This window comes from Peterkaempfera podocarpi (assembly GCF_042466665.1).
GTDB classification, from domain to species: Bacteria; Actinomycetota; Actinomycetes; order Streptomycetales; family Streptomycetaceae; genus Peterkaempfera; species Peterkaempfera podocarpi.
Genome location: NZ_CP162102.1, coordinates 1564788 through 1581273, shown reverse-complemented (window position 1 = coordinate 1581273; position 16486 = coordinate 1564788). Strand labels below are relative to the sequence as shown.

The 16486-nt window shown below is 71.9% G+C and carries 15 protein-coding genes; 7 read left to right on the top strand and 8 right to left on the bottom strand.

What is annotated here, in order from left to right; genetic code table 11:
- Positions 1 to 388: 388 nt before the first annotated feature.
- Positions 389 to 1657, bottom strand: a complete 1269-nt coding sequence (locus AB0761_RS06930) for an alginate lyase family protein (protein ID WP_377268083.1) — start codon at positions 1655 to 1657, stop codon at positions 389 to 391.
- 300 nt (positions 1658 to 1957) lie between these two features.
- Between AB0761_RS06930 and AB0761_RS06925 the strand changes: the two genes are divergently transcribed.
- The 3 genes from AB0761_RS06925 (at position 1958) to AB0761_RS06915 (ending at position 4957) form a co-directional block, all read left to right on the top strand.
- Positions 1958 to 3106 (top strand): low temperature requirement protein A, encoded by a 1149-nt coding sequence (locus AB0761_RS06925; RefSeq protein ID WP_377273954.1) that lies wholly within the window; start codon positions 1958 to 1960, stop codon positions 3104 to 3106.
- Positions 3107 to 3187: 81 nt separating this feature from the next.
- Positions 3188 to 4165 carry an SPFH domain-containing protein gene (locus AB0761_RS06920; protein ID WP_377268082.1) on the top strand — a complete coding sequence of 326 codons (978 nt, stop codon included), beginning with the start codon at positions 3188 to 3190 and terminating at the stop codon, positions 4163 to 4165.
- Positions 4166 to 4600: 435 nt separating this feature from the next.
- Positions 4601 to 4957: a hypothetical protein gene (locus AB0761_RS06915; RefSeq protein WP_377268081.1), complete on the top strand. Its 357-nt coding sequence runs from the start codon at positions 4601 to 4603 to the stop codon at positions 4955 to 4957.
- Between the two features lie 66 nt (positions 4958 to 5023).
- Here the strand turns inward: AB0761_RS06915 and AB0761_RS06910 are convergent, their stop codons facing one another.
- Positions 5024 to 5515 carry a hypothetical protein gene (locus tag AB0761_RS06910; RefSeq protein ID WP_377268080.1) on the bottom strand — a complete coding sequence of 164 codons (492 nt, stop codon included), beginning with the start codon at positions 5513 to 5515 and terminating at the stop codon, positions 5024 to 5026.
- Between AB0761_RS06910 and AB0761_RS06905 the strand changes: the two genes are divergently transcribed.
- On the top strand, positions 5516 to 5932 hold the full coding sequence (locus AB0761_RS06905; protein WP_377268079.1) for a hypothetical protein: 417 nt from the start codon (positions 5516 to 5518) through the stop codon (positions 5930 to 5932).
- Between the two features lie 40 nt (positions 5933 to 5972).
- Here the strand turns inward: AB0761_RS06905 and nhaA are convergent, their stop codons facing one another.
- Positions 5973 to 7865, bottom strand: a complete 1893-nt coding sequence (gene nhaA / locus AB0761_RS06900) for a Na+/H+ antiporter NhaA (RefSeq protein ID WP_377268078.1) — start codon at positions 7863 to 7865, stop codon at positions 5973 to 5975.
- A gap of 119 nt (positions 7866 to 7984) precedes the next feature.
- Positions 7985 to 9040, bottom strand: coding sequence for a LacI family DNA-binding transcriptional regulator (locus AB0761_RS06895; protein ID WP_377268077.1), 1056 nt, complete (start codon positions 9038 to 9040; stop codon positions 7985 to 7987).
- A gap of 285 nt (positions 9041 to 9325) precedes the next feature.
- On the opposite strand from AB0761_RS06895, the gene AB0761_RS06890 reads away from it, so the two are divergent.
- On the top strand, positions 9326 to 11488 hold the full coding sequence (locus AB0761_RS06890; protein ID WP_377268076.1) for a discoidin domain-containing protein: 2163 nt from the start codon (positions 9326 to 9328) through the stop codon (positions 11486 to 11488).
- A 222-nt stretch (positions 11489 to 11710) separates the two neighbouring features.
- Here AB0761_RS06890 and AB0761_RS06885 read toward each other — a convergent pair whose 3' ends face one another.
- The 3 genes from AB0761_RS06885 to AB0761_RS06875 form a co-directional block, all read right to left on the bottom strand.
- The gene (locus AB0761_RS06885) at positions 11711 to 12868 is read right to left on the bottom strand and encodes an MFS transporter (protein ID WP_377273953.1); all 1158 of its coding nucleotides are present in this window, start codon (positions 12866 to 12868) and stop codon (positions 11711 to 11713) included.
- Positions 12869 to 13305: 437 nt separating this feature from the next.
- Entirely contained in the window at positions 13306 to 13608 is a 303-nt protein-coding gene (locus AB0761_RS06880) for a chaplin (protein ID WP_377268075.1), read from the bottom strand.
- A gap of 162 nt (positions 13609 to 13770) precedes the next feature.
- A complete protein-coding gene (locus AB0761_RS06875) occupies positions 13771 to 14439 on the bottom strand; it encodes a TetR/AcrR family transcriptional regulator (RefSeq protein ID WP_377268074.1) in 669 nt (222 codons plus the stop codon).
- 117 nt (positions 14440 to 14556) lie between these two features.
- On the opposite strand from AB0761_RS06875, the gene AB0761_RS06870 reads away from it, so the two are divergent.
- The gene (locus tag AB0761_RS06870; protein ID WP_377268073.1) at positions 14557 to 15120 is read left to right on the top strand and encodes an NADPH-dependent FMN reductase; all 564 of its coding nucleotides are present in this window, start codon (positions 14557 to 14559) and stop codon (positions 15118 to 15120) included.
- 61 nt (positions 15121 to 15181) lie between these two features.
- On the opposite strand, the gene AB0761_RS06865 is transcribed toward AB0761_RS06870, so the two are convergent.
- Positions 15182 to 15601: a hypothetical protein gene (locus tag AB0761_RS06865; protein ID WP_377268072.1), complete on the bottom strand. Its 420-nt coding sequence runs from the start codon at positions 15599 to 15601 to the stop codon at positions 15182 to 15184.
- A 370-nt stretch (positions 15602 to 15971) separates the two neighbouring features.
- Here AB0761_RS06865 and AB0761_RS06860 point away from each other — a divergent pair, with 370 nt between their 5' ends.
- Positions 15972 to 16478, top strand: coding sequence for a DinB family protein (locus tag AB0761_RS06860; protein ID WP_377268071.1), 507 nt, complete (start codon positions 15972 to 15974; stop codon positions 16476 to 16478).
- Positions 16479 to 16486: the final 8 nt, after the last annotated feature.

The following is a 16486-nucleotide window of genomic DNA, read 5'->3' as shown; positions in this document are numbered from 1 at the left end:
AGGCCCGAGGGGTCGTGGACGGTTGATCTGAGTACCCGTCAGTGCTCCCTACGTGCATCCGCAACGCCCCGGGAACCCGGGCCGCCGGGACGCCTCCCACAGCAGGGAGGACGCCTCGGCGGAGGGGCCCGGCCTGTCGGCCCCCGCCGGTGTCCGGGCGCGGAGGCTGCCCCGCGGCCGGCTGCGATCTCCGGCCGCGCCACCGGACGGCTGCGATCTCCGGCCGCGCCACCGGACGGCTGCGATCTCCGGCCGCGCCACCTGACGGCCCACGGCCTGGCCTACCGGCCGACAGGCCAGGCCCGGGGCCGCTGCTCAGGCGCGGTATCGGCTGCTCGGCCGCGGCATCGGGGACTCCCCGGCGACCCGGGGCGGTGCCGGTAGGTGCTCAGGCGGGGTTGTCGCCGTGGGTGAGGGTCTCCCAGGCGACGAAGAGGTTGTTGCTGCCGGCCGGGCGCTGCTGCTCGGTGAGTGCCTCGGTGTTGGTCATGGCATAGCCGAGGCGGTTGTGCATGGCGTTGTAGCCGACCTCGGTGACCGGCCCCAGCCCCAGGTTGAGGCTGCCGCCGCAGAGCCAGGACGGCACGGCGGCGCCCCGCTCGTACTTGGACTGGAAGCCCAGTGCCTGCCGCAGCCGCTCGCCGACCTGCGGATAGAGGTCCTGGCCCTGGATCCGGGAGGTCTCCGCGACATGGGAGATCGCCGAGATGCCGTAGCCGGTGTGGGTGAAGTCCCGGCAGGTCTCCTGGGTGAGGCCGGTGACAAAGGTGGACTGGCCCTGCCAGTACTTGACGATCTCCGCCTGGGTGTCCAGACCGCTGCCGGGCACGGTCTTGGGGAGGGCGCCGTCGGTGTCCAGGTAGACATAGGCCTGGACCCGGTTGAGGTACCGGGTGACGGCCTTGTCGTAGCTGGTGCGGTCGTCCAGGTAGACGGAGATGCCGACGGCGGCCTCCATCATGGACAGCTCCCAGTTGCCGTTGCTGTTGGAGCCGTTGATCACCTGGGGGAGGTAGACGGTGCGCAGCATGGTGGCGAAGCGGTCGGCGCCGGACCAGCCGGTGTAGGTGTAGCGGATGATCTCCGCGGCGCGGGGCCACACCGAGCCCGCCCAGCCGGTCTGCAGCGGGGCGTTGCTGTTGGTGTGCGAGGTGATGACCCCGGACCAGGCGTCCATGATCTGGATCGCCTTCTGCGCATAGCGGGAGTCCTGGGTGATGTACCAGGCGAGGGCGTCGGTGTACGCGGCGATCGCGTCCTCGCGCTCGTCGGTGCACCCGTAGTTGGGGTTGGAGTACGACCCGCACTCGACCACCGCGCGCGGTGCGGGGGTTCGTGAGAGCGAGGCGTACGGGCTGGCGAGCATCTGGTCGTAGGCGCTCTTCCAGGGCTGTGCCCCGGCCTGCACCTTGGCACGGGCGAAGTCCAGTTGGGCGCGGCTCACCAGGACGCCGGGGTGGACGAACGCGGCCTGGGCGGCGGCGGGGGCGGCCCCCGGCCGTGCCGCGGCGGCCGGCGCGGTGGCGGACGCCGAGGCCGACGTGTTGACGACGGCCAGGGTGAGCGAGGCGGTCACCGCACCTGCGAGCAGGGCGAGATGACGCCGCCGCATGCGGTGTCGGGGCTGGTGGGGGGTGTGAGGGGAGGTCTCGGGCATGGCGGTGTGCCTTCCAAGCGCGGAGGACTGACAGGGCATGGTTCATCCATGTGAACAATGGGTGTATATGTGATGACCCTGTCAAACGCCGACGATAGGTCTGGACCACTCGGCGGGTCAAGGAGTCGGCACCCCGCTGTGCGAAGAACTCCCCTGCGCCCGGCGCGACTTCGCACAGCGGGCGGCGCCGCCCGGCGTGCTGCACCGATACCCGGGCCCGAGGCGAGGGACCATACGACGGTGCATCAGAACACCGGCTCAGAACCGGAGCCCCGACGCGCCCTCCCGGCCGTCGCCCGGATGACCGCCCGGGACCCCGAGGAGGAGACCCGCTCGACCACCCCGCTGGAACTCCTCTTCGACCTCTGCTTCGTCGTCGCGGTGGCACAGGCCGGCGTCCATCTGGTCGGCGCCCTCGCCGAGGGCCGGCCGGGGCACGGCCTGACCGGCTACCTCTTCGTCTTCTTCGCCATCTGGTGGGCCTGGGTGAACTTCTCCTGGTTCGCCTCCGCCTACGACTGCGACGACGTGCCCTACCGGCTGGCCACCCTGGTGCAGATCTGCGGGGTCCTGGTGCTCGCCGCCGGCGTCCCCCGCGCCTTCGAGCAGGCCGACTACGCGGTGGCGGTGGTCGGCTACCTCATCATGCGGCTCGTCATGACCGGCCAGTGGCTCAGAGCCGCACACGGCGAGACCGGGCCCGCCCGCACCACCGCGCTGCGCTTCGCCGTCGGACTGACGGCCGTCCAGGTCTGCTGGGTGGTGCTGCTGTTGCTGCCCGCCGGTGCCTGGACACCGGGGTTTCTGCTGCTGGTCGTCTGCGAGCTGGCGCTGCCCGCCTACGCCGAGCACTCCCACAAGACCCCCTGGCACCCGCAGCACATCGCCGAACGCTATGGGGCGTTCACCATCATCACGCTCGGCGAGAGCGTGGCGGCGGCCACCGTGGCCGTCCAGTCCGCCGTGGCCGAGACCTCCGAACTGGACGAACTGCTGCCGATCGCCGCGGGCGGCCTGCTGATCGTCTTTGCCGCCTACTGGATCTACTTCGCCGTGCCCATCCATGAGCATCTCGTCTCGAACCGCCAGGCGTTCCTCTGGGGCTACGGCCACTACCTGGTCTTCGGCTCGGCCGCCGCCATCGGAGCCGGTATCGAGGTGGCCGTGGAGCAGACCGTGGGCAGAGCCCGCATCCCGGCCGTCGACGCGGCCGCCGCGCTCACCGTGCCGACCGCCGTCTTCCTGCTCTCCGCCTGGCTGCTGCACGCCCGTCACTTCAAGGTCGACCTGTCCCAGCAACTCGTGCTGCCCGTCAGCGCCCTGCTCGTGCTGGCCTGCACCTTCGCCGGCCGCCACGCGGCGCCGCTGGCCGGCCTGGTGGCCGCTGCCACCGTCGCCGTCGGCGTGGTCCTGGCCGCCCGCACCCCCGAGCGCCACCCCGCCCGATGACACCCCAGCTGCGCGGCGTCCGGCAGCGGGGCGTACGGTGCGGTCCCGGCACACTGCTCTGTCGCACATCTGGGGGGAACAATGAGACGCAGAACGCTGACGTATGTCGCCGGGGGCCTGGTGGGCCTCGTTGTGGTGATCACAGCGCTGACCGGGCTGCTCGGCGGCTTCGACCGCACCGACGGCGGCGAGGTCGCGGTGGTCCGCAACGGCGGCACGTTCGACGACCGCAACATCCGCCAGATCATCCAGCCGGCCTCCGGACTCACCTGGACCGGCCTCTGGTCGAGCAGCCACAAGTACCCCAGCCAGCAGCGGTTCTACACCATCACCGCAGCCGCCAACGCCGGTGACCGGCCCGGGGTCGACGTGGTCCGCACCCCCTCCACGGACGGCGTGGACATGGGCATCGAGGGCACGTTGTACTTCACCCTGAACCTCGACGAGAAGACCCTGCGGGACTTCGACAACAAGTTCGGCACCCGGACCTTCACCGGTGCCGACGGCCACCGCTACCACGCCTACGACGGCGACCTGGGCTGGTCCGCCTTCCTCGACCAGATCATCCGCCCGGTCATCGACAACGACCTGCGCGAGCAGATCTCCAGCTTCCGCTGCGCCGAACTGGTCTCCTCCTGCGCACTGGTGCAGAACAGCGGATCGCCCGGCACGGGGAACGCCGGTACCGCGGGCGGCAAGACCAACAACGGCAACATCGCCGCTGTCCAGAACGCGGTCAACAGCTCCCTCGCCGAGGACCTCAAGGCCACCCTGGGCGACGACTTCCTGGAGGGGCTGCGCTTCAACCTGGTGCGGGTCACCCTGCCGGACAATGTGCAGGCCGCCGTCGACAAGGCCCAGGCCGCCTTCGCCGCCGTCTCCGAGGCCCAGGCCAAGGTGGCGCAGGCCAAGGCCGACGCCGCGGCCAACGCCGCCCGCCAGCAGGGCTACCAGAAGTGCCCCGCCTGCGCGGTGATCGACGAGATGAAGGCGATCCCGCCGAGCGTGACCACCTTCGCCCCGGGTCAGAACTTCGCCGTCACGGCCCCCGCCAAGTGACCCCCGCCCTCCGGCGCCGCTCCGCCGGAGCGGCGCCGGAGGGCGGGACCAAGGGGGGAGCGCGGGCCTGGGCAGCCGTGGCTCAGGTGCGGGGGAGCGGACCGCCCGTCGACGGGGTTGTCCGCGCGTGGTCGCGCGGACAACCCCGTCGGCCACGATGCCGGAGTGACGCACCGTGTCGGCCACGACGCCGGAGTGACGCATTGTGTCGGCCACTCCCGCAGGTCTGCGCCGGTGCACACCCTTGCGGTCCTCCGGTCCCGCCGGGCCGAGTTGCAGCCCCACCACCCCGGCCGTAGCGTCGATGAGGCAGTGGCACCCGGCGGCCCCGACAGGCCGCCGCCACCCGACGCAGGCGCCCGGTTCCGGCGCCGCGAGGCAACCACCAGCCCCCGCGCCAGGCCGCCCCTGCGCATGGGGAGGGAAGGAGCCGACATGGAGTCCAAGCTTCGCGCAGCCGTCGCAGCCGCGGCACTCATGGCGACCCTCACGGTCGCACCCGCAGCGCACGCGGCGCCCGGATCCTCACATGACATCACCGACTGCCCACGGGGCGACTACGCCTGCCTCTACCTTCAGCCGAGCTACCAGGGCCTGCTCGCCAGGGTCCCCGCCGGGTCGGCCAACTCGAACGTCTCCACGGCGGCGAGATCCGTCATCAACTCGGCGCCGGCGTGGTGCTTCAAGCTGCACGACCAGCCCGAGTTCACCGGCCAGAGCATCACCATCAGGCCGGGAGGCGGTGCGAACCTGTCCTTCCCGATCAGGTCCTACGAGTGGTTCGCCTGCTGATGGCGAATGCGGGTCCCCGGCGCGCGTCCGCGCCGGGGACCTTCGTATGCGCCGCCACGCGGGTGGTCAGCTCCCCTGCGTGCTCTGCTCGCGGAGCGCCTGCTCGACGGCGTCCCGTACGCGGGCGTCCTCGTGCAGCTTGCGTCGTACCCGGCCGCGGCGGACGAGAACGAACGCCCCGGCAGCGACCGTGACCAGGACGACGACCATCAGCAGCAGCACCCAGGGGACGGCCCAGCCGTGCGTCGTGGCCCGGACCGGCTTGAGTGCGCTGGTGGAGCCCGACGCATCGGTGAGCAGGGGCGTGAGGGTCGCCGTCGCAGCCAGGCTGACGCCGGGTGCCACGCCGTGGACGGGCACGGTCACCTTCCAGCTCTCGCCGGGGAGCAGTGCGGGCGGCGGGGCGATCCTGCCCGCTTCGACCCACAGCCACCCGAACGGGCCGGAGAGTGACACCCGCTGCTGGGCTGTCAGGACGGCGTTGCCGGTGTTGCGGATCGTGTAGCTGACGGTGGCGTCGCCCTTGCCGAACGGGTTGACCGTCCCGGCGTAGCCCACGTGCAGGTTCTCGCGTCGGCGGTGAAGGACTGGGCCGAGGACGAGCAGGTCGACCTCAGGACGGTCACCGCCGACGACCCGTCCGACCTCGTGCCCGGCATCAGCAAGGCCCTCGGCATGGGCGCGGACCTCATCGTCAGCGCGGGCAACGACCTGGTCGACCCGCTCGCCGTGGTCACCCCCAACCATCTGTCGCAGCAGTTCCTGGTGATGGGCGCGGAACTGGCCGAGCCCACCCGCAATGTGACCGCGGTCGACTGGTCCGGCGCCTCGTTCCGCGGCGAAGGGCTCGGCATGTCCTCGACGTACGATGCCGACTCGTTCACCACCGGACGCTGCGCGGCCGCCATCAGAACGGGCGTCGCGGCCGTGCTCAACGACAGGACCGGGATCGTGGTCTGGCTCGACGCCCTCTGAGAGCCGCCGACGCCCCCGACCGGGCGCTGCGGGAGGGCCCTCAGTCGGCGAACACCGCCCGCGCCCCGGCCGCGCGGACCGCCGCGGAGAGCCCGTCGATGTCATAGGCGCCATGGTGGCGCCGGCCGTTGACAAAGAAGGTCGGCGTACCCGCCACCCCGCTCAGATCCGCGGAGTCCACATCCTCCGCCACTCGGCCCGCGCCGGCGTGGGTGCGCAGGAAGCGGTGGAAACGGTCCAGGTCGAGACCCATCTCCTCGGCATGGTGCAGCAGATCCGGCAGCCGCAGTGCCCCCTGATGCTCCATCAGCCGGTCGTGCATCTCCCAGAAGGCGCCCTGCTCCGCGGCCGCCTCGGTGGCCTCGGCGGCCAGCTGCGCCGACGGGTGGACGTCCGGCAGCGGCAGATGCCGCCAGACGTACCGCACATCGCCGAAGTCGGCGAGCAGCTCGCGGACCACCGGCTCGGCCAGACCGCAGTACGGGCACTCGAGGTCGCCGTACTCCACCACCGTGACCGGCGCCTTCAGGGGGCCGCGCACATGGTCCCGCTCCGGATCGACCGGGGCGGCGAGGTCGATGACCGTCCGGTCGGTCCCCAGCAGTGCCCGGACCTGCCGCCGCCGCGGCAGCAGGGCGATCACCCCGGCCACCGCCCAGGTCGCCGCGAAGGCGCACACCACGGCGGCCAGCACACCGACCTTGGCCTCCTCCAGCCGGTCACCGGTGAAGGCCAGCGCCGCGATCAGCAGCGACACCGTGAACCCCACTCCGGCGATGGTGCCGCCGCCCGCCACGGCTCCCCAGCCCACCGGCGGATGCAGCCGTCCACGGCTGAGCAGCGCCGCCAGCCCGGTGCTGCCGATGATCCCGACCGGCTTGCCCAGCAGATACGCCAGCAGGATGCCCAGGGTGACCGGTGAGGTGAAGGCACGGGACAGCAGCTCGCCGTTGATGGTGACACCTGCGTTGACCAGGGCGAACAGTGGGACCAGCAGATAGCTCGTCCAGGGGTGGTGCAGTTGCAGCAGACGCTCGTTGGGGGAGAGCGCCGCCGCGAGGCCCTGGCGCACCGAGCGTTCCAGCTCCGGGGTCGGCTGCTCGCGGAAGGACCGGAAGAGTCTGCTGGCGTGCTCCAGATCGCTGCGCGCCGCCGGATAGGCGTAGGTCAGCAGACCCATGGTCAGCCCCACCACCACCGGGTCGACCCCCGACTCCAGCATGGCGAGCCAGGTCAACGCCCCCAGCAGCGCATAGACCGCACCGTGCCGCACCCCGACGGCCCGCACCAGCAGGATCACCCCGAACAGGCCGATGGCCGTGAGCAGCGCCGGCACGCCGAGCGGTCCGCTGTAGACGACCGCGATGGCGGCCAGCGCCAGCAGGTCGTCGACCACGGCCACGGTGAGGATGAAGGTGTGCAGCCGCGCGGGAAACCGCGACCCCAGCAGGGTCAGCATCCCCAGCGCGAAGGCGGTGTCGGTGGACATCGCCGCTCCCCAGCCGTGCGCCGTCGGGCGGCCCGCGTTCACCGCCAGATAGACGGCGACCGGAACCAGCATGCCGCTGAGCCCGGCCAGCAGCGGAAGCGCCACCCGCCGGCGTTCCCGCAGTTCACCCATGTCGAACTCACGGCGTGCCTCCAGGCCCACCACGAAGAAGAAGAACGTCATCAGGCCGCTGTTGACCCACTCGCGCACCTCCAGCGACACCCCCCAGCGGCCGATCCTGAGGGAGACCACCGTCCGGCAGAAGGCGTCGTAGGAGCCCGGGGCGGCGTTGGCCCACACCAGGGCGGCGACCGTGGCGGCCAGCAGCACCACGGCGCTGGCCGTCTCGGTCCGCAGGAAGTCGCCGAGCGGGGTACTCCGCTCATGACTGCAGACGGTGTGCCCGGTGTACGGCTGCTCGTCGGCTGCAGGACTCTCTGTCACCCGGTCATTCTCACCGCCGGGACGGGCTCCCCGGCTCAGCGCCGCCCCGCGGCGCCGGGAACCGCGCAGGCGGCCGCATCCGGCGCGGGGGCCCGCCCCGCGGCCGGCAGCCGCCGGGGCTATGCCGAGTGACGCAGCACCAGGGTCGGACGGAACACCGCGGAGGGGGTGGAGCGGCCCGCCTCGCCGAGCTGGCGCAGCAGCAGGCCCGCCATCTCGGCTGCCATCTCCTCGACCGGCTGCCGCACCGTGGTGAGCTGCGGATCGCAGGCCAGCGCGGCGCTGCTGTCGTCGAAGCCGACCACCGCCACATCCTCGGGCACCCGCCGCCCCTCCCGGTAGAGCACCGGCAGCGCGCCCAGGGCCATCAGGTCCGAGGCGATGAAGACCCCGTCGATCCCGGGATGCTCGGCCAGCAGCCGCTTCATCGCCTCGGCGCCCCCGGCCTGGGTGAAGTCGCCCTCCACCGAGACCACATCGGGATCGCCGAGCGCGGCCATGGCGGTACGGAAGCCGTTCAGCCGGTCCTGGCCGGCCGGCATGTCCAGCGGGCCCGAGAGGGTGGCGATCCGTCGGCGCCCCAGCCCGACCAGGTGCTCGGCGGCGAGCCTGGCACCGGCCTGCTGGTCGACGTCGACATAGGCGATGGGGGCCGCGGAGCGGGTCGGCCGTCCGGCGAGCACCGTCGGCAGGCCGGTACGGGTGAGCAGCTCCGGCAGCGGGTCGTCGGCGTGCGAGGAGAGCAGTACCACCCCGTCGACATGGCCCTGCCGGAGGAAGCTGACCAGCTGGCTGCGCGAGGCGTCGTCGTCGGCCAGCATCAGCAGCAGCTGGATGCCGGCCGGCCGCAGCACATCGAGCAGCCCGCCGACGATACGGCCGAAGTGGGGGTCGGTGAACATCCGGCCGACAAACGGTTCCGAGACGGTCCGCTGCTCCCGCTCGGAGACGACCAGGGCGATGGAGTCGGCGCGCCTGGTGACCAGGGAGCGCGCGGCCCTGTTCGGTACATAACCGGTGGCGGCGACGGCCTGTTCGACAGCGGTGCGCAGGGCCGCGTCGACCGTCTGCGCACCGTTGATCACCCGCGACACGGTGGCCCGTGACACCCCTGCCACCTGGGCGACGTCCTCAAGGGTGACGGGGCGGGTCGGGGGGGCTGGGTCTGCGGTCATCTGGCCTTTATATCGGGTGCCCGAAGGCGCCCGCCCACGGGAGGCCGATGACGTGGGCAGGAGCCGTCGGGGCGAACCATACGAGAAAGCGCTCTCTCGCCATTGAGTGTCCCGGTGCGTCGGCAACTCCGTCAAGTCGGGAGTGGATGACCGTTCCAGGGCGCTGAAAGTCGCGGATGCCCGCGCCGCAAGGCTTGTCCGAGTTCTTGACGGGTCGGCAACAACGCCGCAATCATCGGCTCACTGAGAGAGCGCTCTCTCCCCGACGGTCAGTCAGGAGCCGCCATGGCAGCCACCCATCCCCCCGCCCGCGCAGAACGCCGCCCGTTTCTGATACTCACCGTCGTCGCGGCCCTCATCGCCGGACTGGTGCTGGCCGTGGGCGGGGGCAGCCCGGCCCAGGCCGCGACGACCCTGCTCTCCCAGGGCAAGTCGGCGACGGCCTCCTCCACCGAGAACGTGGGCACTCCGGCCTCCTCGGCGGTGGACGGCGACGGCGGTACCCGCTGGTCCAGCGCCGCGGCCGATCCGCAGTGGCTCCAGGTCGACCTCGGGGCGACCGCCGACATCTCCCAGGTGAAGCTGGTCTGGGAGACGGCGTACGGCAAGGCGTACCAGATCCAGACCTCCACGGACGGCGCCACCTGGACCACGGTCTACTCCACCACCACAGGGACTGGTGGCACCGAGACCCTCAATGTGACCGGCAGCGGCCGCTATGTCCGGATGTACGGCACCCAGCGGGCCACCCAGTACGGCTACTCGCTGTGGGAGTTCCAGGTCTACGGCACCTCGGGCACCACCGGCGGCGGTTGCAGCACCACCAATGCGGCACTGCACAAGACCGCCACCGCCTCCTCCACCGAGAACGCCGGCACCCCGGCCTCCTCGGCGGTGGACGGAGACGGTGGTACCCGCTGGTCCAGTGCCGCGGCCGATCCGCAGTGGCTCCAGGTCGACCTGGGCTCCACCCAGACGATCTGCGGGGTCCAACTCGCCTGGGAGACGGCGTACGCCAAGGCGTACCAGATCCAGACCTCCACGGACGGCGCCACCTGGACCACGGTCTACTCCACCACCACCGGACCCGGGGCCACCGAGCTGATCACCCTCTCCGGCAGCGGCCGCTACATCCGGGTGTACGGCACCCAGCGGGCCACCCAGTACGGCTACTCGCTCTGGGAGTTCCAGGTCTTCACCTCCGGCGGCACCACCACCGGTGGCACCACGACGGGCGGCACCACCACCGGCGGCACCACCCCGCCGCCCACCGACGGCGCGGTCCTGCTGTCGTACAACAAGCCGGCCACCGCCTCGACCTACCAGGACGACGCCAACTGCTCCGGCTGCAACCCGGCCAAGGCCTTCGACGAGGACCCGGCCACCCGCTGGGCGACCAGCGACGTCAACGGCTGGGTGGACCCGGGCTGGATCCGCGTCGACCTCGGTGCCACCGCCCATGTCACCAAGGTCGTGCTGCAGTGGGACCCGGCGTACGCCACCGCGTACCAGATCCAGGTCTCACCCGACGGCAACACCTGGACCGACATCTACTCCACCACCACCGGCAAGGGCTTCAAGGAGACCCTGAACGTCGACGGCACCGGCCGCTATGTGCGGATGTACGGCACCGCCCGCAGCAACGGCTACGGCTACTCGCTGTGGACCTTCGACGTGTACGGCACCGGCGGCAGCCCCACCGCGCCGCCCGCCACACCGCCGAACCCTGGCAACCCCGAACACCTGGTGTGGAGCGACGAGTTCAACGGTGCCGCGGGCACCAAGCCGGACACCACCAAGTGGACCCAGGACCCCGGCAACGGCCAGAACGGCGAGCTGGAGACCTACACCAACGGCGACAACACCACCATGGACGGCAACGGCAACCTCGTCATCGAGGCCAGGAAGGAGGCGAACGGCCAGTACACCTCCGGCCGGATCAACACCTCCGACCACTTCAACTTCACCTACGGCCATGTCGAGGCCCGGATCAAGGTGACCGGCACCCAGGGCCTGTGGCCCGCGTTCTGGCTGCTGGGCTCCAACTTCAAGACCGGTACGCCGTGGCCCAACTGCGGTGAGATCGACATCATGGAGCACATCGGCAAGGTCGCGGACTCGGTGTACTCCACCCTGCACGCCCCGGCGTACTTCGGCGGCGGCGGCTTCGGCTCCCCGTACACCGTGGCCGGCAGCGACTTCTCCTCGGCGTTCCACACCTACGCCCTGGACTGGGACTCGAGCCACATGACCTTCACCGTGGACGGCAACGCCTTCTTCACCGTGGACCGCGCCAACCTGGAGCAGACCAAGGGCCCCTGGGTCTACGACCACCCCTTCTACATCATCCTCAACAACGCGGTGGGCGGTGACTGGCCCGGTGCCCCGGACGCCACCACCGTCTTCCCGCAGAAGATGCTGATCGACTACGTGCGGGTCTCGCAGTAGCACCCCCGTCCACCCCGGTCCCCCGGCGCCATGCGCGCCGGGGGACCGGGGACCGCGGCCCTGGGCCCGATGGCGCCCGACGCAGAAGGGAGGCCAGTCCATGCCGCAATTCCGGCCCGGCACACCACCCCGCCCCGACCCGGCGGCGCCCGGCCCGCCCGCCTGCCGGCCGCAGGACGGCGGCTCCCCGCGCTGCTCTGCTTACTGCTGGTCGCGCCCCGCTCATGCCCGGGCGCCGGCGCGGTAGGCGAGGTGCAGCCGGGCCGCGGTGGCGGCGGCCAGCAGGGCCACGCAGCAGGTGAAGACCAGTCCCGCCGTCCGCAGCCCGACGGCCACCGCAAGGGCGCCCACGCCCACCACCGGGATGGAGATGGCGACATAGAGCACCACGAAAAGCGCCGAGGTGACCTCCGCCCGCTGGTCGGGCGGGCTGCTCAGCCCCACCTGGGTCACACCCGCGCGGAAGGAGAGTCCCTGCCCGGTGCCCGCCACCACGGCGCCCACCACCAGCACCCATGCGGAGGCGGCCACCAGTGAGCCGGCGATCACCGCCATCCCGGCCACCAGCACCAGGCAGCCCCACAGCAGTGCCCGATGTGTCCCGACCCTGTTCATCAGCAGCTGTCCCAGGGTCGAGGCGGCGAAGACGCTGCACACGACCGCGCCGGAGACGGCGAGATTGCCGACCCCCTCCACCTTCCGCAGAAAGCTCGGCGCCACCGAGGTGAACAGGCCCAGCGTGGCGAACCCGGCGAACCCCGCCATCGCCGCGGGCACAAAGGCCGGACGGGTCTGCGGCGGCACCCGTAGCCGCCCCGGCCGCAACCACACCCGGTCGCGTGACCGGACGGTCTCCTCGGTGACCAGCACGGCGGCCACGGCCACTGCCACCAGCGCCAGATCCACCACGAAGACCAGGTGCAGCGGCATCCGGGCGTACTGCGCCAGCACCCCGGCCAGCAGCGGCCCCAGACCCAGGCCGCCCATATTGGCGACGGTGGCCACCAGCGTGGCGGTGCCCCGCCGCCGCTCGGGTGCCAGTTCCACCACGGCCACCGTTGCGGTCCCGGTGAACAGTCCCGCGGAGAGGCCCGAGAGCACCCGGCCTGTGAGCAGCGCCGGCAGCCCTCCCTCCAGCAGGAAGCAGACGGCGCTCGCCGCCGACAGGGCCAGCCCGGCCAGCAGCACCGGCCGGCGGCCCACATGGTCCGACACCCGGCCGAAGAGCAGCAGCGCGGTGATGACGCCCACCGCGTACACCGCGAAGATCACCGTCACGGTCAGCTCGGAGAACCCCAGCCGCTCCTGGTACAGGCCGTAGAGCGGGGTGGGGAGGGTGGTGCCGCACATGGCGACCGCGAACGCATAGGCGGCCGGCAGAAAGGCCCAGCCGCCGCGCGGCCGGGGCTGTTCCGGGGGACCGCCGGGCTGCCGCCCGACGGGCTCGCTGTGCCGCCGCCCGGTGGGTTCGCCGCTCAACGCTGCTCCTCGCCGTGGACGCGCTGCTCCTGGGTCCCCGCCAGGCTTTCACAGCCGGGCATCCGAGGCCCGGACCGCCGTCGACGTGTCGAAACCACCTCAATGGGCGAGGAACTGACGGCCACTCCGCGAGTGCCGACTCCGCGCTGCGAGCGATCACGGCCGGCCAGGGGACGGGCGATCGCCGACGGCTTCAGCACGCCGTGCGGGCGGTCCGGGTGCCCGACTGTCCGTCTTCGTCTGCCGGAGCACTGTCGCCGGAGCGCCGTCGCAGGAGCGCCGCCGACGCAGCGGTGCCCGGACCCCGCAGGGTCCGGGCACCGGCACAGGGGTGGGGCTCAGCCGCGGAAGCCGCCGCCACCGTTGAGGCCGACACCGTGGTGGCGGTGGCGGTCGCTTGAGGCGTTGATGCAGGTGTTGCCGAACGTCGGGTTGAGCAGGGAGAAGAAGTTGATGGTGTTGCCGCACACGTTGACCGGGATGTCCACCGGCACCTGGACGACGTTGCCCGAGACGACGCCGGGCGAGCCCACTGCGGCGGCCTCGGCGTCGGCGCCCTGAGCGAAGGCGGTGCCGGCACCGGAGGCGGCCAGGCACCCGGCGGCCGCGGCCAGGACAGCTGCCCTCTTCATGGTGATCATGGTGAAGCTCCTTGATGGATTGGACTGTGCTGGCCTGCCAACCGCCGACCGGGGCGAGGGGTCACGTCTTGTCGCCATCGCTCACCCGATCGGCCCCATCGGATCCCACAGCCGGCCTATCCCTCCTGCTTGCCGCGGGTGCCCGGAGCCGGGGGCTGCCCGTCAGCAGCAGTCGCCGTGGCCGCCGCCGACAACCCGTTCGACCAGGTCCTGCCAGCCGTCCTCCAGCCGCCCGATGGCCAGGCCCTGACGGTTGTGGAGATGGTCGACCAGCGCCGTGTCCAGATAGGCCAGCAGGCCCTCGGCGAGCAGCTCGATGTCCCCGGTGACCCCCGCCTCGCGCAGCAGCGCGGACACATGGGTGACCCGGACGACCCGCGGCGCGGCGGTGAACCGGCGGCTGGCGCAGTCCTCGGCGGCCAGATAGAGGCCGATGTGCGCGGTCAGGTGCCGAAGGGTCGCGATGCCGAACGCCACCAGGCGCTCCACGGGCGGGGCGCCGGGGCCGAGCGGGGGCGGGCCGCTCAGAAAGGACTCCTGGTACTCGCGCTCCGAATGGTCGAGCAGTGCCAGCATGAGCCCCGCGCGGTCCCCGAACCGGCGGAAGACCGTGCCCTTGCCGACCGATGCCGCGGCGGCGACGGCCTCCATGGTCACATGCTCCGCGCCGTGCTCGGCGACCAGCCGGGAGGCGGCCTCCAGGAGCAGCAGCCGGTTGCGGGCGGCGTCCGCCCTGCCCTGGGGTGGCTCGTCCGCCAGGGGCAGCAGTGCCCGGCCCGGCGCGGGAGTCCGGGGCGGCGGTGCGGCGGAGGGCGGGCGGGATGAGCTCATGAGGTCAGCGTAGCGCCCGACCGGGGAAAATGGACCGCGGTCCGCTTGTGTGCTACACCTGGAGGCGGACCACGGTCCGTTTCTTGTCCGGTTATTGCTTGCTCCTGGGGAGTTCCCATGTCCGTCCGCATCGTCGCGCTCGTCGGCAGCCTCCGTGCCGGCTCCCACAACCGCCAGCTCGCCGAGGCCGCCGTCAAGCTCGCGCCCGAGGGCGCCGAGGTCGAGCTTTTCGAGGGCCTGGCCGAGATCCCCTTCTACAACGAGGACATCGACGTCGAGGGCAGCGTCCCGGCCGCGGCCGCCCGGCTGCGTGAGGCCGGCGCCGGCGCCGACGCCTTCCTGCTCTTCTCGCCCGAGTACAACGGCACCATCCCGGCCGTGCTCAAGAACGCCATCGACTGGCTCTCCCGCCCGTACGGCGCCGGCGCCTTCACCGGCAAGCCCGTCGCCGTGGTGGGCACCGCCTACGGCCAGTTCGGCGGCGTGTGGGCGCAGGACGAGGCCCGCAAGGCCGTGGGCATCGCCGGTGGCAAGGTCCTCGAGGACGTCAAGCTGTCGGTTCCCGGCTCCGTCGAGCGCTTCGCCCAGACCCACCCGGTCGACGACGCCGAGGTCGCCGAGAAGCTGACCGAGGTGCTGGTCCAGGTCTCCGCCGCCGGCCGGACCGCCGCGACCGCCTGACCCGGCTCCGGCCCGAGCGGTCGGACCGCACTGATCGGCGCGGCGCCCGGCGCCGCGCCGATCAGGCGTACCGGGGCCGGGGAAGCGGCGCGGTTGCGCCCACCGCCCCCGGGGACGACCGGTCGAAGGCCGCGCCACGATTGCCGGCGCCGAACCCCAGGGCCTCCGCCGGCAGGTCCGCGGGCCGCACCGTGAAGCAGTAGGCGATCTCCCCGACGAGCATCTCCAGGACGTACTCCGAGCCTGTGGCCAGCGCATGCAGGACCTTGATGTACTCGTCGCCGTCCCTGATCTCGCCCCAGACGGCGTTCAGCCCGGGCCCGTCGAGCTGGACCCCCACATCGAGCGCCCTGGCCAGCAGCCAGTAGGCGGCCATGGCCGGGGACGGTGCGTCAATCCGGGCCAGCAGATAGGGCGAGCCCGCCGCGGTTGCCGGCCTGGCGGTCTGCTCGCAGGTGAAGTACCCGAGGCAGTCGGACACGGAAGGTCCTCCTGCCGGGCGCTGCGCCGCACGGCCGCACGCGGACGTCTGCTCCTCGGGCCGCACAGCGGGCGCGTCCCTGGCGGGCGCCCGAGCACGGCGGAGCCTGAACATGGCACTGGACTGCCCCCCTGCGGCCGCCTGCCTGCTGCTCCATGCGGGGCCCGGAGGAGTGCGCACGGCGCAGCGCTGCGCAGTGCGATCAACGCGGCACTCTCCGTCCCCGCCTGTTTCCAGGGTGGCGTACGAAGCATGCCAGCGGCAAGGGACTCTGGCGAAGTCATGACATCTCCGGGAGACTCCTCGGCGGCGTAGTCTGACCGCGCATCGTCAGGGACACCGCGTCCTCGCCGCTCTCGAAGGGAATCCCGTGACCACCGAACGGATCGGGCCGCCGCTGACCGCGGGCGAGCGGGAGACGCTGCGTGCCTTCCTCGACTACCACCGTGCGACGCTCGCCATGAAGTGCGACGGACTGGGCGACGAGGAGTTGCGCCGCCGGTCGATGCCTCCCTCGACGCTCACGCTGCTCGGCCTGGTGCGGCACATGGCGGAGGTGGAGCGCGCCTGGTTCCGCCGGGTGATCAACGGTGAGGACATCCCCCTGGTCTGGTCGGACGAGGGCGACTTCCAGGTGGCCTATGACGCAAGTACCTCCACCCGGGCCGAGGCGTTCGACGCCTGGCAGGCGGAGGTGGAGCACTCCCGCAGGATCGAGCGGGAGGCCGAGTCACTGGATGTGACGGGATATCAGAAGTCCTGGGGCGAGAAGGTGTCGCTGCGGCTGGTGATGCTGCATCTGATCCATGAGTACGCCCGGCACAACGGCCATGCGGACTTTCTGCGGGAGGGCGTGGACGGGACCGTCGGGGCCTGATGCGGCCC

What these genes read in the sequence shown, in the direction of transcription:
- AB0761_RS06930 (WP_377268083.1), bottom strand. Translation starts at nt 1,657, where the DNA reads ATGCCCGAGACCTCCCCTCACACCCCCCACCAGCCCCGACACCGCATG.
- AB0761_RS06925 (WP_377273954.1), top strand. Translation starts at nt 1,958, where the DNA reads ATGACCGCCCGGGACCCCGAGGAGGAGACCCGCTCGACCACCCCGCTG.
- AB0761_RS06920 (WP_377268082.1), top strand. Translation starts at nt 3,188, where the DNA reads ATGAGACGCAGAACGCTGACGTATGTCGCCGGGGGCCTGGTGGGCCTC.
- AB0761_RS06915 (WP_377268081.1), top strand. Translation starts at nt 4,601, where the DNA reads ATGGAGTCCAAGCTTCGCGCAGCCGTCGCAGCCGCGGCACTCATGGCG.
- AB0761_RS06895 (WP_377268077.1), bottom strand. Translation starts at nt 9,040, where the DNA reads ATGACCGCAGACCCAGCCCCCCCGACCCGCCCCGTCACCCTTGAGGAC.
- AB0761_RS06890 (WP_377268076.1), top strand. Translation starts at nt 9,326, where the DNA reads ATGGCAGCCACCCATCCCCCCGCCCGCGCAGAACGCCGCCCGTTTCTG.
- AB0761_RS06880 (WP_377268075.1), bottom strand. Translation starts at nt 13,608, where the DNA reads ATGATCACCATGAAGAGGGCAGCTGTCCTGGCCGCGGCCGCCGGGTGC.
- AB0761_RS06875 (WP_377268074.1), bottom strand. Translation starts at nt 14,439, where the DNA reads ATGAGCTCATCCCGCCCGCCCTCCGCCGCACCGCCGCCCCGGACTCCC.
- AB0761_RS06870 (WP_377268073.1), top strand. Translation starts at nt 14,557, where the DNA reads ATGTCCGTCCGCATCGTCGCGCTCGTCGGCAGCCTCCGTGCCGGCTCC.